Origin of the sequence: Rhodococcus shunpengi, from assembly GCF_048381395.1 — a bacterium.
Classification (GTDB): Bacteria; Actinomycetota; Actinomycetes; order Mycobacteriales; family Mycobacteriaceae; genus Rhodococcus.
This window is the reverse complement of the sequence record NZ_JBLWIU010000008.1, coordinates 616,105-631,156: the sequence shown is the minus strand read 5'-3', so window position 1 is coordinate 631,156 and position 15,052 is coordinate 616,105. Positions and strand designations below refer to the sequence as shown.

Annotated in this window: 10 protein-coding genes; 5 read left to right on the top strand and 5 right to left on the bottom strand. The window is 69.7% G+C overall.

The annotated features are described in order from the left end of the window. The first annotated feature begins 3 nt into the window (after positions 1-3). From rsmI to ACNJ7K_RS03660, 3 genes are all read left to right on the top strand, one after another. Positions 4-891, top strand: a complete 888-nt coding sequence (rsmI, locus tag ACNJ7K_RS03670) for a 16S rRNA (cytidine(1402)-2'-O)-methyltransferase (RefSeq protein ID WP_487041218.1) — start codon at positions 4-6, stop codon at positions 889-891. Positions 892-1,116: 225 nt separating this feature from the next. Beyond that, complete coding sequence (locus ACNJ7K_RS03665) at positions 1,117-2,520, top strand: alanine/glycine:cation symporter family protein (RefSeq protein ID WP_159416470.1); 1,404 nt, start codon at positions 1,117-1,119, stop codon at positions 2,518-2,520. Positions 2,521-2,806: 286 nt separating this feature from the next. After that, entirely contained in the window at positions 2,807-6,781 is a 3,975-nt protein-coding gene (locus ACNJ7K_RS03660; protein ID WP_192378726.1) for an nSTAND1 domain-containing NTPase, read from the top strand. Here ACNJ7K_RS03660 and ACNJ7K_RS03655 read toward each other — a convergent pair. The 5 genes from ACNJ7K_RS03655 to metG all read right to left on the bottom strand — a co-directional run bounded on the left by ACNJ7K_RS03655 (position 6,745) and on the right by metG (position 13,044). Then, a complete protein-coding gene (locus ACNJ7K_RS03655) occupies positions 6,745-8,064 on the bottom strand; it encodes an aminodeoxychorismate synthase component I (protein WP_487041217.1) in 1,320 nt (439 codons plus the stop codon). The genes ACNJ7K_RS03660 and ACNJ7K_RS03655 overlap by 37 nt on opposite strands. 12 nt (positions 8,065-8,076) lie before the next feature. Then, complete coding sequence (locus ACNJ7K_RS03650) at positions 8,077-8,955, bottom strand: RNA polymerase sigma-70 factor (RefSeq protein ID WP_487041216.1); 879 nt, start codon at positions 8,953-8,955, stop codon at positions 8,077-8,079. After that, a complete protein-coding gene (locus ACNJ7K_RS03645) occupies positions 8,952-10,103 on the bottom strand; it encodes an NAD(P)/FAD-dependent oxidoreductase (RefSeq protein ID WP_487041215.1) in 1,152 nt (383 codons plus the stop codon). Before ACNJ7K_RS03645 ends, ACNJ7K_RS03650 begins: the two co-directional genes overlap by 4 nt. A 133-nt stretch (positions 10,104-10,236) precedes the next feature. After that, a complete protein-coding gene (locus ACNJ7K_RS03640) occupies positions 10,237-11,376 on the bottom strand; it encodes a DUF2786 domain-containing protein (protein ID WP_487041214.1) in 1,140 nt (379 codons plus the stop codon). Positions 11,377-11,463: 87 nt separating this feature from the next. Continuing rightward, positions 11,464-13,044 carry a methionine--tRNA ligase gene (metG, locus tag ACNJ7K_RS03635; RefSeq protein ID WP_487041213.1) on the bottom strand — a complete coding sequence of 527 codons (1,581 nt, stop codon included), beginning with the start codon at positions 13,042-13,044 and terminating at the stop codon, positions 11,464-11,466. A 22-nt stretch (positions 13,045-13,066) separates the two neighbouring features. Between metG and ACNJ7K_RS03630 the strand changes: the two genes are divergently transcribed. Next, the gene (locus tag ACNJ7K_RS03630; RefSeq protein ID WP_487041212.1) at positions 13,067-13,897 is read left to right on the top strand and encodes a TatD family hydrolase; all 831 of its coding nucleotides are present in this window, start codon (positions 13,067-13,069) and stop codon (positions 13,895-13,897) included. A 40-nt stretch (positions 13,898-13,937) separates the two neighbouring features. Beyond that, positions 13,938-15,014 carry a maleylacetate reductase gene (locus tag ACNJ7K_RS03625; RefSeq protein WP_487041211.1) on the top strand — a complete coding sequence of 359 codons (1,077 nt, stop codon included), beginning with the start codon at positions 13,938-13,940 and terminating at the stop codon, positions 15,012-15,014. Positions 15,015-15,052: the final 38 nt, after the last annotated feature.

Genomic DNA, 15,052 nt, shown 5'->3' with positions numbered 1-15,052 from the left:
CGTATGCAGGCAGCCAAACCGGTCCAGGGCGCGAATCCGGGAGAGGGCCGGCTCGTGCTGGCCGCCACCCCGATGGGAGACATCGGTGACGCCTCGGCGCGTCTCCGCGACGCACTCGGCACCGCCGACGTGATCGCCGCAGAGGACACCCGCCGCACCAAGGCACTCGCCGCGGCGCTCGGCGTCACCCTCACCGGGCGGGTCGTGAGCTTCTACGACCAGGTCGAGGTGTCGCGGCTGCCGGGTCTCGTCACCGACATCGAGGAGGGCCGCACCGTCCTGCTCGTCACCGATGCAGGTATGCCGTCGGTGAGCGATCCCGGCTACCGGCTCGTCGCGGCGTGCGTCGAAGCCGGTCTGCCGGTGACCTGCCTGCCCGGTCCGTCGGCCGTGACCACCGCCCTCGCCCTGTCGGGTCTGCCGGTCGAGCGGTTCTGCTTCGACGGGTTCCCACCTCGCAAGCCGGGCCAGCGACGCGCGTGGCTCGGAACGCTCGTTCAGGAACCCCGGGCCGTGGTGTTCTTCGAGGCACCGCACCGGCTCGCGGCGTGCCTGGCCGACGCCGTCGACGTACTCGGCAGCGACCGTCGCGCCGCCGTCTGCCGCGAACTCACCAAGACCTACGAGGAAGTGCGCCGCGGCACGCTCGCGGAGCTCGCCGAGTGGGCCGTCGAAGGCGCGCGCGGTGAGATCACCGTGGTGCTCGAAGGGGCGGTCGCGGTGGCCACCGACCCCGTCGACCTCGTCGACGAGGTGGAACGGAAGGTCGAGGACGGGATGCGGCTGAAGGATGCCTGCGCCGTCGTAGCCGAGGCCGCGTCGAAGTCGTCCGGCGCGACGGTCTCGAAGCGCGAACTGTACGACGCGGTGCTGGAAGCGCGTCGCGACTGACGCGGTTGCTGGAAGCGCGTCACGACTGACGCGGTGCCGGAGGCGCGTCGCGACTGACGAGGTCTGCCGCACACCGATCGAGAAAACCGCATATCGGACGCGCTGTGGGGTCCGGAGACACTGCGTGCCACGGAAGCCTAGACTCTGCCGCGTCCCGAATGCAGACGTCACCGGCACCGGCCGGTCGGACGCTGTCGGGGGCTTCGGACGATCAGGAGGACGCGGATGGATTCGGTGAACGATTTCCTCGTCGAGGTGGCAGGCGTGGTGTGGGGGCCGTACCTGCTCATCCCGCTGCTGTTGGGTACGGGCCTCGTGCTCACGATCCGGCTGAGGGGCGTCCAGTTCCGCAAACTGTGGCCCGCACTGCGGCTGGGTCTGATCACCCGCCACGACGAAGGCGCCACCGAAGGCGACATCTCCCAATACCAGGCACTGACCACCGCGCTCGCCGCGACGGTGGGCGTGGGCAACATCGCCGGTGTCGGCACCGCGATCTACTTCGGTGGGCCCGGCGCGCTGTTCTGGATGTGGGTCACCGGCCTGGTCGGCATGGCGAGCAAGTACTCCGAGGCGTTCCTCGGCGTGAAGTACCGCACGACCGACGCCAAGGGTGAGCAGAGCGGTGGTCCGCAGTACTACCTCGCCCGCGCCATCCCCAACAAGGCCGGTCTCGTCCTGAGCCTGCTGTTCGCGGTGTTCGCCGTGCTCGCCAGCTTCGGTATCGGCAACATGACCCAGGCAAACACCGTCGCCACCCAGCTCGACGACACCTTCGGTGTCCCGACCTGGATCAGCGGTGTGCTCATGACGGTGCTCGCTGCCGCAGTCCTGCTCGGCGGCATCAAGTCCATCGGCAGGGTCACCGCCGCCTTCGTGCCCGCGATGATCCTCCTGTACGTCGGCGCCGGCATCATCGTCCTCGCGGTCAACTTCACGCAGATCCCCGACGCCTTCGCGCTCATCTTCACCGACGCCTTCACCGGCACCGCGGCCACCGGCGGCTTCATCGGATCGGTCTTCATGATCGCGCTGCGCTACGGCGTCGCCCGCGGCATCTTCTCGAACGAGTCGGGCATGGGCAGCGCGGCGATCGCCGCCGCGGCCGCCCAGACCACCCACCCGGTCCGTCAGGGCCTGGTGTCGATGACCCAGACGTTCATCGACACGATCATCGTCGTCACCTTCACCGGCCTGGTCATCGTCACCACCGGAGCCTGGGAGTCCGGCGAGCAGGGCGCTGCCATGACGTCGGCAGGCTTCGCCGACGGCCTCGGCGGGGACTGGGGTCACTGGATCGTCGCCGTCTCGGTCGTCTTCTTCGCCTTCTCGACGATCCTCGGCTGGTCGTACTACGGCGAGCGGTGCGTCGAGCGTCTCGTCGGTCGCCGCGGCGTGGTGCCCTACCGTGCGATCTTCGTGATCGTGGTATTCATCGGTGCCACCACCCAGCTCGAGGTGGTCTGGAACTTCTCCGATGTGATGAACGGCCTCATGGCCCTGCCGAACCTGATCGGTCTGCTGGTGCTGTCGGGTCTGATTGCGCGGGAGACGAAGGCCTATCTCGATCGCGACCCGTACCTGTTGGGCAACCCCGTCGCGATGGACGATCCCGACACCGTCAAGTAACCGGAAAAACGGGAAAGGGCCCCGCGATGCGGGGCCCTCAACGTATGTGGAGCATGCCTCCACGCCGACCCGGAACTACCCCTCGTCAGTCCCTATCGGCGTGGAGGCCCCCGCCCCACGCTGCAAGGTCGAACCTTGCGTGGTGACCACTCTTCCGTGTCATTGGCTGGGACTGAAAATACCGACCGGCGCGGAACCGGTATCATCCCTGCTCAGGCGTGGTGAGGAATTTTTCCGCAGCGGATGTTTACACGCGGGGAACGGGAGTACGAAGGGCGCGGAACGGATGTCAGACACCAGCGGAAAGCCTGGTTCGGCGCAACGTCAGTTCTTCGCCGACCAGCTGCGGATGCTGTTCGCCGCAGCCGGTCGTCCCGCCCTCAAGAAGGTCGTCTCGGAGGCCGCGACCGTCGCCCGGGCGGTGGGCAGCGACCGGACCGTCTCCGTCCAGCGGGTCAGCGACTGGCGCAGCGGCAACCGGATGCCGGCCAACTTCGAGTCGGTGCATCCGGTGCTCGTCGTCCTCATCCGCGCGGCTCGGGAACTCAACGCCGAACCACCGGCTCCCGGTCTGTACTCCCTGAAGCAGTGGGAGAACTGGTGGAAGGCCGCGCGCGGGCAGGCGAACGCTCCGCGCACCAAGGAATCGGCATCGGCATCGGTGCCGCCCGGCGTCCGCCCGTACAAGGGGCTCGCGTCCTACCGACAGAACGATGCCCGGTTGTTCTTCGGGCGCACCCAGAGCGTGCGCACCCTCGCCGACGTGGTGACCGCCTCCCATGGACAGGGCCCGGTTGTGGTGACAGGTGCCTCCGGCGTCGGCAAGTCCTCGCTCGTGCAGGCCGGTCTCATTCCGCAGCTGTGTTCCACGCCCGACTGCCACCCCGTGGTCCTCACCCCCGGCACCGACCCGGTCGCACGCCTGGTCGACGCGCTCCCCGAGCTGGCCGACGTCGGCGACCCCGCCGACCACACCGCCGTACACGCGGCCCTGCGTGCCGCGACCTCGCGCACGTCGACGTCGCTGCTGCTGATCGTCGTCGACCAGATCGAGGAACTGTTCACCCAGTGCAGCGACGTCGCTCTGCGCACCGCATTCCTCACCCTGCTCGAGACGGCGTCGACCTGTTCCCACGGCGACGCGCCCGCCCTCGTCGTCGCGACGATGCGGTCGGACTTCTACGACCAGGCAGTGGCCACCCCGGTGCTCGCGCGGGCCCTCGAGCGGCGGACCAAGACCGTCCAGCCCCTCGACCGCGACGATCTCGTCGAGGTCATCACCGCTCCCGCCAAGCTCGTGGGGGTCCGCCTCGAACCCGGCCTCGTCGACCTCATCCTCCACGACCTCACGGGTCTGGCCGACGGTGAGATCAGTGGCACCGAGCTTCCCCTGCTCTCCCACCTGCTCGACTCGCTGTGGGACAAGCGCAGCGGGGGCACGCTCACCGTCGCCGCCTACCGCGCGACCGGCGGGGTCCGTGGATCCGTCGCCGCCGGCGCCGAACGGGCATGGGAGAGGCTTGCCGACGATGCCGACCGGGCCCGTGCCCGCTCGATGCTCGTCCACCTGGTGTACGTCACCACGACCGGCACGGACGTCAAGATCGCCCGGTCGCTGAACGAACTTCTCGCAGTGGGCGGCGAGGATCGCGACGCGTCGAAGCGCGTCCTCGACCATTTCGTGTCGGCACGTGTGCTCGTCGTCGACGCCGACTACGTCGAACTCATCCACGACGCGGTGATCGACGCGTGGCCCCGACTCAAGTCGTGGATCCAACAGGACCGCGCCGGCGCTGCCCTGCGACAGCAGATCGAGGCCGACGCATCGACCTGGCTCGCCTCCGGACGCAACCGGGAACTGCTCTACCAGCGCGGACGCATGGATGTCGTGACCGAGCAGAATCCACAGCTTGCCACGGCGGGCACCCCCGAGGATCGGCGCGGACCGGTCGCGCTCAGCCCTACCGCCGTGGCCTTCCTCGACGCCTCCCGCCGGCAGATCGCCCGCGAGACACGGACCCGGCGTGTCGGCATCGCCGCGATGGCGCTGTCCACGATCATCGCGTTCGTCATGACCGGTCTGGCCTGGGACGCGAAGGGACGGGCCGAGACGGCACGGAGCACCGCGCAGTTCCAGCAGATCGTCGCGCTGTCCGACTCCCTGCGCGACGAGGACCCCACCACCTCGGCGAATCTGGCGCTCGTCGCGGCCGAACTCCAGCCCGACAACCCGGTCGCGTACTCGAGGCTCATCGCCAGCCAGGCGGTGCCCCTCGCCTACACGCTGAGCGGACACACCGGGCCGGTCTACGGCGTCGTCGTCTCACCCGACGGATCCACCCTCGCGTCGGCGAGCGACGACGGCACCGTCCGCCTGTGGGCGCTCGACGGCGACGAACCGGTCGCGGTGGGCGAGCCGTTGCAGTTGTCGTCGAAGTACATGGCGTCGGTCTCGTTCAGCCCCGACGGCCGTTTCCTCGCGATCGGTGCAGGTGACGGCGGTGTGTGGATCTACGACGCGTCCGATCGTGCCGCGCCGCGCGTGGTACTCGACCGGCAGGTCTACGCCGGCGGCGCCGTGCACAACGTGCGGTACTCGCCCAACGGCCGGGTGCTCGCCGTGCCCTACGACGACGGGCACGTCGCGCTCGTCGACACCTCGGATCCCGGATCGGGCCGGTTCCCCGTCACCTTGATCGACGACCACGACGGTGGTGTGCGGACGGTGGCCTTCCGTCCCGGAGGCCAGGTTCTCGCCACGTCCAGTGACGACCGCACCGTCCGACTGTGGGACGTGAGCACGCCGTCGCGGCCGGTGCCGCTCGGTGAGCCGCTCACCGGTTTCGGTGACGTCGCGCATTCGGTGAGCTTCAACGGCGACGGCACGATCCTCGCGGCGAGCAGCGACGACGGTGTACTGCACCTGTTCGACACCACCGATCCGCGCGCGGCCCGCCCGCTGGGGGTACCCGTGAACGCCCACACCGGTGGCGTCTGGAACATCGCGTTCCTCCCCGACGGACGCACACTGGCGAGCGCGTCCTGGGACGGCACCGCGAAACTGTGGGACCTCGACCCCTCGACACGGACCCTCGACGAGATCGGCCCGCCACTGACCGGGCACGGGGGTGGCGTGCCCACGCTCGCGGTGAGCCCGACCGGCACCACCGTCGTCACCGGCGGACAGGATTCCAACGTCCGGGTGTGGACGATGCCGCAGACCCGGATGGCGGTCGCCGACGGAGCGCTGACCAGGCCGGCGATCGATCGTGCCGGAGACCTCGTCGCGACCGGCAGCTATGGACCGGATGTCACGCTCTGGCGCGTCGGTCAGGGCGGCGACTGGAACCGCGCCGGGGGGATCGCGTTGCCGCGCCCGCTCGGCGGTGCGTACGTGTGCGCGCTCTCGCCCTCGGGCACGATCCTGGCCACGGCACCGACCTCCGGGGGCAGCGTGCAACTGTGGGACGTGCGCGATCCGGCGACACCGAAGCCGTTCGGCGAGCCGGTGCCGCTCGACACGAGGTTCACCTCCGCGCTGGCGTTCGGACCCGACGGAACGACCCTCGTGACCGGCGCCGACGACTTCTCGGTGCAGTTGTGGGACATCGCGGATCCCGCCGAACCGGTGCCGTGGGGCGAACCGCTGACGGGGCCGAAGAATCTCGTGCGCAGTGCCGCCGTCAGCCCCGACGGCCGAAGCCTCGTGGTCACGAGCGCCGACAGCGAGATCTATGCCTGGAACGTGACCGATCCGCGCTCTCCGACACGGGTGACCGTCTCGGGTGGGCACGCAACCGGGGTGAACACCGTGGCCTTCGGCGGGTCGAGCGACGTGCTGGTGACCGGCGGGGACGACCACGACGTGGTGGTCTGGGACCGCGCAGAGTCCGGAGACTTCGTGGCGCGCGAAACCCGGTTGAGCGGCCATACCGGCACCGTCTACTCCGTCTCGATCACGCCGGACGGCACCCGCGCGGTCAGCGGCAGCGACGACGGCACCGTCCGGTTGTGGGACGTCGCCGACCCGGATGGCATGCACGAGATCGGTGGCCCGGTCACCGACATGGGAACGGGACGATGGCAGGTGACCTTCGCGCCCGACGGCACCATCGTGGCCGGCGGCGGCGACGGTCTGCTCCGCACGTGGGGGCTCGACGCCGACGCCGTCGTGGCCCGCATCTGCCGTTCCACCTCGGTGCGACTCGACGAGGTACTCGACCGCTACGAGTTGCCGGCTCCTCCCGACGAGGTGTGCTGAGCGCCTGCCCGCGCGTCGCCGAGCGCGAGGATGCTGGCGGCCTTGTCCAAGCATTCCTGCCATTCGGCGTCGGGATCGGAGTCGATGGTGATGCCGCCTCCCACACCGAGGGCGCACACGCCGTTGCCGGTGTCGTCGTGGCCGAACTCGACGGTGCGGATCGCGACATTCAGTTCGGTGCCGGCGATCGGACTCGACATGCCGACGGTGCCGCAGTAGACACCGCGCGCGGAACCCTCCCACCGGGTGAGCAGCGTCCGGGCGCGGAGCTTCGGGCAGCCGGTGACCGATGCGGGCGGGAACGCCGCGTCGAGCACGTCGGCGACCGTCACGCCCGGTCGCCGCTCCGCCGCCACGGTGGACACCAGATGCCACACGCCGGGGGCGGGCCGCACGGTCAGCAGATCCTCGACCCGCACCGAACCGGTCTCGGCGACGCGGCCGAGATCGTTACGGACGAGATCGACGATCATCACGTTCTCGGCGACATCCTTGACCGACGCCCGTAGCCCGGCGGGGTCGGCGGAGCGGGGGAGGGTGCCCTTGATCGGACTCGACCGCAGCGTGTCGCCGCGGAGGGAGACGAACAGTTCGGGCGAGAGCGACGAGACCGCACCCCACGATCCCTGCAGGTAGGCGGCGCGCGCCGGGGCAGTCCGGGAGATCCCGTCGGCGAAGAACGCCAGCGGATCGCCGTCCCACCGGCCGGTGAACCGCGTGCACACGCACGCCTGGTACACCTCGCCGGCGCGGATCGCGTCGAGACAGCGTTCTACGCCGCGGCGGTGCTCGTCGCGAGGCGGTGGTGTCCAGTCGATGTGCCAGCCGGCATGTGGGGCAGCCGTCGGAGATGCATCGGTGTTCGACGGTGCGGTGAGGACCGCCGCGGCGAGATCGTCGGGGCAGGGTGCGGTGCCGAGCGTCTCGTACCACCAGCACCCGTCGGCGTCGAGACGCAGGACGGTGTCGGTCCACCCGCTCGCGGCGAGGGGCAGTGCGGGTCGGTCCGGGATGCGATCCGGGTAGGCGAGGTAACCGATGCGTCCGCCCCCGATGAGCGGCCGATCGTCACCCCCGGGTTCGGGAGCGTCCGCCGGAAGGGAGAAGACCTCCGCCGGTGGGACGGATTCGACGGACACGGACGGGACGAGCACGGCCGCCGCCCCGAACCATTCGCCCGACAGTGCCGCCGGGCCGGGAATGGCGAGGATCCTGGCGCGTTCTGCCAGTGCACCGAGAACGCGATCGACGGTGCCGCCGCGGCCGAGTCGTTCCATCCGCATGGCGTCAGCTTGTCATGCCTGGTCGGAGGTGTCGGGACGAGCCCCGAGATGCGCGAGCTTGTCGGGATTGCGGACCACGTAGACGCCGGTGACCAGACCGCCGTCGATCTCGAAATGCAACACCATGTCGAGAACGCCCGCCGAGTACACGAGGACGCCGGGCATCGAATTCACCACGGCCGGCTCGATGGTCATGTCCGGCAGCGGATGCCGGACCAGTCCGAGGAACAGGCGGGCGACCTTCGCGGATCCGAGGACCGGAACCCGGGCTGCATTGACCTTGCCGCCACCGTCGGCGAGGTACCGCACGTCGGGAGCCAGCAGCGACAGCAGTCCGTCGAGATCGCCGGTGGTGGCCGCGGTGAGGAACGCCGCGACCACCCGGTCGGTCTCGTCGCCTGCGGGAGTGAAGCGTCGCTGCCGGGCATGGACGTGCTCGCGGGCGCGGTGCGCGATCTGCCGGACGGCACTCTCGGTGCGGTCGACCGTCTCGGCGATGCGCCCGTACTCGAAACCGAACACCTCGCGCATCACGAACACTGCGCGTTCGACGGGCGTCAATGTCTCGAGTACCAACAGCATCGCGGTCGACACCGACTCGGCGAGGTCGACCTCGTCGGCTGCGTCGGGAGCGGTGAGGATCGGCTCGGGCAGCCACGGCCCGACGTAGTCCTCCCGTCGGCGTTGCGCCGACCGCAGCGAGTTCAGTGCCTGGCGTGTCACGATCTGCGCCGCGTAGGCCCGCGGGTTGTCGACGGTGTCGGTGTCGGCACGGGCCCAGCGGATGTAGCTCTCCTGCAGGACGTCCTCGCTGTCGGCGACGCTGCCGGTGATCTCGTAGGCGATCGAGAACAGCAGTCCCCGATGCTCGGTGAAGACGTCGGCGGTCATACGTGCGCCTTCTCCTGTGCGGTCGTGTGCGGTCCGCGTCGGGTCGGCAGGGCACGTCCGCGCGCCTGGAGTTGCATGGTGTGGATCGTCCCACGAACGACGGCTTCCTTCACCGAGGCTGCGAGCCGTCCGCGCACGGCCCACCTCGACGGAGTGTCGTCGCGTGCCGACAACTGCACGACGCCGCGATCGCGGCCCAGAGAGATGCAGGTCGAGACGAAGCCGAGCGAGAGCGGTGCGGGCTCGCGTCCCTGCAGCAGACGCCACACCGTGTCGGCGCCGTGGGTGCCGAGCGGCATGGCGGCCTGGCAGCTCATACGCAGGTGGTCGTTGCCGTCCACCACCACTGCGTCACCCACGCCGACGATCGGCGTGCTGTCGACCACCTGCAGGGTGTCGCGCACCCGGAGACGACCGTCGTCGTCGACCGGTAGGCCGCTGCGTCGGGCCAGGTCGGGCACGGAGAAACCGGCCGTGCGGACCACGAGAGTCGCGGAGATCTCGGAGCCGTCGTCGAGGGCGACCGAGCCGTCGTCGATGCGGGTGACCCGCGTTCCCGACCGGACCTCCACGCCCAGTTCGTCGAGCCGGAGGCGGATGTAGCGCTGCGTGGTCTCGGGAAGGGCCGCGCCCGGATCGCCGACGAGGACGAGGGTGTGCCGTGGATGGGACTGCGCGAGTTCGGTGACGGTCTCGAGGCCGGTGAGCCCACCGCCGATCACGACGACGGAGGCGTGATCGTCCGCCTCGAGGAGAGCATCGTGCAGAGCCGTGGCGGAGTCGAGGTCGGCGACGGAGAACGCCTTCTCCGCACCGGGAATCGCACCGGATCCCGACGTGCTGCCGACGGCGTAGACCACCGCGTCGCACTGCAGGACCGCTCCGTCGGCGAGGGACACCGCGTGCGGTTCGATCCGAACGGCCGAGCCGACGTGCAGCGTCGCCCGCGGGTGCAGGAGATCGGACAGATCGTGTGTGGCGGTTCCGGATCCGGCTGCCACCTGGTGGAGCCGGACCCGTTCGACGAAGACCGGTCGCGGGTTCACGACGGTGACCGCCACCTCGGGATGTTCGGCGAGCACGCGGTTCGCGGCCATCACCCCGGCGTATCCCGCCCCTACGACCACCACATGGAATTGCGTCGTCATCGCTCTGTTCCCTTCGCTGTCGGAAGTGATGTCACCGATGGGACACCGCTCGCGGCCGGGATGTGACACGGCGACGGTGCGCATTCCTGTGATGTCCGCCTCCTGCCGCCGACCTTGTCGGTGATCGACACGGTCAGCGGCCGACCGGGCGGGATTCCGGTGTCAGTGAGGCGGTCTCGGCCGCATCCCGACCGGCGTGGAAACCGTCGGCGTCGACCCCGCGACTACGCGAGTCGCGGGTGACGGGGAACAGTCGGCGGAACTCGGTGTCGACGGCATCGGATCGCCTGGCGAGGATGGGCGCGAGCGTCGTGATGGGCACCTGCGCGTCGGCGGCGGCGTGGGCGGTGGCCCGGACGTCCGCCTCGCGGAGGCGTTCGCCGATCCGATGCGCGTAGCCGGTGAGGAAGGCGCGGCGGAAGGAGGTCGCGGACGATCCGCGCCGCCCCGCCGTTCCGGCCGCCTGCACGGCCCGTCCGGCCTGCACGAGCAGGGAGGTGTACAGCATCTCGGCCTGCTGCAGGTCGGTGGCGGTGCCGACGATCGTCGCGATCTGCACCCGGGTGAACCACACCGTGCGCACGCGGTTCGCGTCGCCGATGGCGGTGAGGAGCAGGACCTTCTCGCGGATGTACGGGCTGTCGAGGTGGATGCGCCGGCCGACGACCGGGTCGGTGCCGGAATCGGGCCCGGCCAGCAGCGCCGCACCCACGGCGTGACGCGAGACGAGTTCCTGCGCCTTCGCGGTGAGCGCCTCGGCCTCGTCGGGGAAGTCGGTGGACTCGGCCTTCGACAACAGTGCCCGGATGCGTTCGAGGATCCGGGTGTCGGGCGGGGTGGGCGCAGACGGGTCGCCGGACCGGATGGACGGCCATCGCGACGGCGGGGGTGTGAGGATCGCGAAGGACGGCAGGTACTTCCAGGTGAAGGCGAGCCCTTCGATCTCGAAGCGGGTGACGTCGGGGCACGCGCGGAACAGACCGGCGGCCAGCGTCGGGGCTCCGGCCGCGTGGGCGGGACGCGGGTGCCGGCGGGCGATCTCGTCGAGCTGCCGCACCCACTCGACGGGGGCGCGTTCGGCCGCGCGCCGGATCTGCGCGTCGAACAGCATCGTGGCCGCCGTCAGTGCGACGTCGGAGGTGCCACCCGAGCGGGCCGTCACGTGGAGCACGTCGGCGGGCTGCCATCCCCGCTCGTAGGCACCGCCCAGCTCGGCGAGCAGGGAGTGCTCGTTCAGGCCACCGTATCGAACATGTGTTCTATCGCTGCGCATGCGCCGCAGTGTGGCGCACGGCACCGACAGGTTGGCGCGGCGACGGAGAAAACGCAGGTGAGGGGCTCTCCGCCGCCGGGTCGGAGCTCAGTCCTCGTCGACGTAGCGCGGGAACACCGGCGCCGGGGCGGGCAGGGTGGTGCCCGGAGCCAGGCGGGTCGCGACGGAGTCGAACTGCCGTGCCTCGGGTGCCTGTCCGAGGAGGTCGAGGATCTTCGCGGCGGCATCCGGCATCACCGGCTGGACGAGCAGACCCACGATCCGCACGACCTCGAGCGTGACGTACAGGACCGTCGCCATCCGCTCGGGATCGGTCTTGCGCAGCACCCACGGCTGCTGCGCCGAGAAGTAGCGGTTGGTCTCGCCGAGCACGTGCCAGATCGCTTCGAGACCGAGGTGCAGGGCCTGGGCGTCGAATTCGGCGCGCACCTTCGCGAGCAGCGCGTCGGCCTGGGCGAGCATGGCCTCGTCGTCGGCGGTGAACTCGCCCGGCGTGGGCACGGTGCCCTCGAGATTCTTCGCGACCATCGTCAGCGACCGCTGCGCGAGGTTGCCGAGGTCGTTGGCGAGGTCGGCGTTGATGCGGGTGACGATCGCCTCGTGGCTGTAGCTGCCGTCCTGGCCGTAGGAGATCTCACGGAGCAGGAAGAAGCGGAGCTGGTCGAGACCGTACCGGTCGACCATCTCGAGCGGGTCGACGACGTTGCCGACCGACTTCGACATCTTCTCGCCCTTGTTGAACAGGAAGCCGTGGACGAAGACCCGCTTCGGCAGTTCGAGACCCGCCGACATGAGGAAGGCCGGCCAGTAGACGGTGTGGAACCGCGTGATGTCCTTGCCGATGATGTGCAGATCGGCGGGCCAGTAGCGGCGGTAGGACTCCGACTCGGTGTCGGGGAAACCGGCGCCGGTGAGGTAGTTGGTCAGCGCGTCGACCCACACGTACATGACGTGATCGGGATGATCGGGGACCGGAACACCCCAGTCGAAGGTGGTGCGGGAGATCGACAGGTCCTTCAGGCCGCCGGAGACGAAGCTGACGATCTCGTTGCGACGGGTGGCCGGGGCGATGAAGTCTGGCTGCTCCTCGTAGAGCTCGAGCAGCTTGTCCTGGTAGGCCGACAACCGGAAGAAGTAGGTGGACTCCTCCGTCCACTCCACGGGAGTGCCGGTGTCGGTGGAGATCCGCGAACCGTCCTCGAGCAGCGTGGTCTCGCCGTCGGTGTAGAACGCCTCGTCGCGGACCGAGTACCACCCCGCGTAGGTGTCGAGGTAGATGTCGCCCGAGTCGACCATGCGCTGCCAGATCGCCTTGCTCGCCTCGAGGTGATCGGCGTCCGTGGTGCGGATGAACCGGTCGTACGAGATGTTCAGCCGCTTGTCCATGGCCTCGAACACGTTCGAGTTGCGGGACGCGAGTTCGGTGACCGGGATCCCTTCCTTCGCGGCGGTCTGCTGCATCTTCAGACCGTGCTCGTCGGTGCCGGTCAGGAAGCGCACGTCGAAGCCGTCGAGACGCTTGAACCGCGCGATCGCGTCGGTCGAGATGTACTCGTAGGCGTGCCCGATGTGCGGGGCGCCGTTCGGGTACGCGATCGCGGTCGTGACGTAGAACGGCGGGCGGGTGGGATCGCCGGCGGCCGGGCGGGAGGAATCAGGCGCAGTCATGGTGGCCAGTAGTTTATAGGGCGTGAGCGCAGCCCGTCCCGCCCCCGAAGCCCCGCAGCCGTTGAGCCCTCTCGTCGACGCCCACACGCACCTCGACGCGTGCGGCGCCGAGGACGCCGCGACGACCTCCGCGATCGTCGATCGTGCCGCCGCGGTGGGGGTCGGACGCATCGTCACCGTCGCCGACGATCTCGAGGCGGCGCGTTTCGCCGTGCGGGCCGCGCACTGGGACGACCGCGTCCACGCGGCCGTCGCCATCCATCCCACCCGCGCGAACAGCCTCGACGACGCCACTCGCGCCGAGATCGAGAAGCTCGCCGCCGACCCGCGCTGCGTCGCGGTGGGGGAGACCGGCCTCGACCTCTACTGGCCCGGCAAGCTCGACGGGTGCGCCGAACCGGCCGAGCAGGAAGAGGGCTTCCGCTGGCACATCGACCTCGCGAAGCGACTCGGCAAGCCGCTGATGATCCACAACCGCGAGGCCGACGCCGACCTGCTGCGCGTGCTGCACGACGAGGGCGCGCCCGAGAAGGTGATCTTCCACTGCTTCTCGTCGGATGCCGACATGGCCCGCCGCTGCGTCGACGCCGGATACCTGCTGAGCTTCTCGGGCACCGTGAGCTTCAAGAACGCGAAGGCCCTGCGCGAAGCGGCGCCCCTCGTGCCCCGAGAACTGGTGCTGGTGGAGACCGACGCGCCGTTCCTGACCCCGCACCCCTTCCGGGGCGCGCCGAACGAGTCGTACTGCCTGCCGTACACCGTGCGCGCGCTCGCCGAGGTGCGGGGCGAGGACGCCGAGGAACTGGCCGCGGCCACCACCGCGAACGCCGAGCTGGTGTACGGACTTTCGTAAAGGGCACGCGTGCCCCCACTCCCGTCGTGACAATACGGGCATGCGCTCCTTCGTCTACAACTCTCATCCGGTACGTGTGATCTTCGGCCCCGGTACCGCCTCGCGGGTCGCGGACGAAGTACGTCGACTCGATCGTTCCCGCGTCCTGCTGCTCGCCGGCGAGCACGTGCGGCACCAGGCGGAACTGGTCGAGAAGTATCTCGGCGATCTGCAGGTCGCGCGTTTCGACGGCGCGGTGATGCATACGCCGGTCGAGGTGACGGAACGGGTCCTCGGCGTGGTCACCGAGCACGACGTCGATGCGGTCGTCGCGGTCGGTGGCGGATCGACCACCGGACTGGCCAAGGCACTGGCCCGCCGTACGGGGATCGATCAGGTGATCCTGCCGACGACCTACGCAGGGTCGGAGGTGACCCCCGTTCTCGGCGAGACCGCCGACGGGGTGAAGACCACGCGTTCGTCGCCCGACATCCTTCCCGAGACCGTGATCTACGACGTGGAGTTCACCACGTCGATGCCGATCCCGCTGGCGGTGACCAGCGCGATCAACGCGATGGCCCACGCGATCGAGGCCCTCTACTCCGAACAGGCCAATCCGATCGTCGACGCCCTCGCGCTCGAGGCCGTTGCCGCGATCGCCCGGGGTATCCCGGCGCTCGGTGCGGACTCGGCCGATCCCGAGGGGCGTTCGGATCTCCTGCTCGCCGCGTGGCTCTCCGGCACCTGCCTCGCCTCGGCGGGAATGGGGCTGCACCACAAGCTCTGTCACGTCCTGGGCGGATCGTTCGACCTGCCGCACGCCGCCACCCACACCGTCGTCCTGCCCCACGCGCTCGCCTACAACGAACCGTCGGTACCGCACGTCATGGCGCGGGTCGCGCAGGCACTCGGCACGGATTCGGCACCCGCGGGCGTCTACGACCTCGTGGCGGCGGCCGGTGGGCCGACGAGTCTCGAGGAACTGGGGATGCGGGAGTCCGACCTGGACGAGGCGGCGCGACTGGCGACGGCGAAGCCGTATCCGAATCCTCGGGAGGTCACGGAGGTGGGTGTGCGGCGGTTGCTGGAAGAGGCGTTCACCGGTACCCGTCCGGAACCGGCTCGGAAGTCTGGTTGAAGCTACAACCATGACTTGCTATCTTAGTTGTCGCTTCA

What these genes read in the sequence shown, in the direction of transcription:
- rsmI (WP_487041218.1), top strand. Translation starts at nt 4, where the DNA reads ATGCAGGCAGCCAAACCGGTCCAGGGCGCGAATCCGGGAGAGGGCCGG.
- ACNJ7K_RS03665 (WP_159416470.1), top strand. Translation starts at nt 1,117, where the DNA reads ATGGATTCGGTGAACGATTTCCTCGTCGAGGTGGCAGGCGTGGTGTGG.
- ACNJ7K_RS03660 (WP_192378726.1), top strand. Translation starts at nt 2,807, where the DNA reads ATGTCAGACACCAGCGGAAAGCCTGGTTCGGCGCAACGTCAGTTCTTC.
- ACNJ7K_RS03655 (WP_487041217.1), bottom strand. Translation starts at nt 8,064, where the DNA reads ATGCGGATGGAACGACTCGGCCGCGGCGGCACCGTCGATCGCGTTCTC.
- ACNJ7K_RS03650 (WP_487041216.1), bottom strand. Translation starts at nt 8,955, where the DNA reads ATGACCGCCGACGTCTTCACCGAGCATCGGGGACTGCTGTTCTCGATC.
- ACNJ7K_RS03645 (WP_487041215.1), bottom strand. Translation starts at nt 10,103, where the DNA reads ATGACGACGCAATTCCATGTGGTGGTCGTAGGGGCGGGATACGCCGGG.
- ACNJ7K_RS03640 (WP_487041214.1), bottom strand. Translation starts at nt 11,376, where the DNA reads ATGCGCAGCGATAGAACACATGTTCGATACGGTGGCCTGAACGAGCAC.
- metG (WP_487041213.1), bottom strand. Translation starts at nt 13,044, where the DNA reads ATGACTGCGCCTGATTCCTCCCGCCCGGCCGCCGGCGATCCCACCCGC.
- ACNJ7K_RS03625 (WP_487041211.1), top strand. Translation starts at nt 13,938, where the DNA reads ATGCGCTCCTTCGTCTACAACTCTCATCCGGTACGTGTGATCTTCGGC.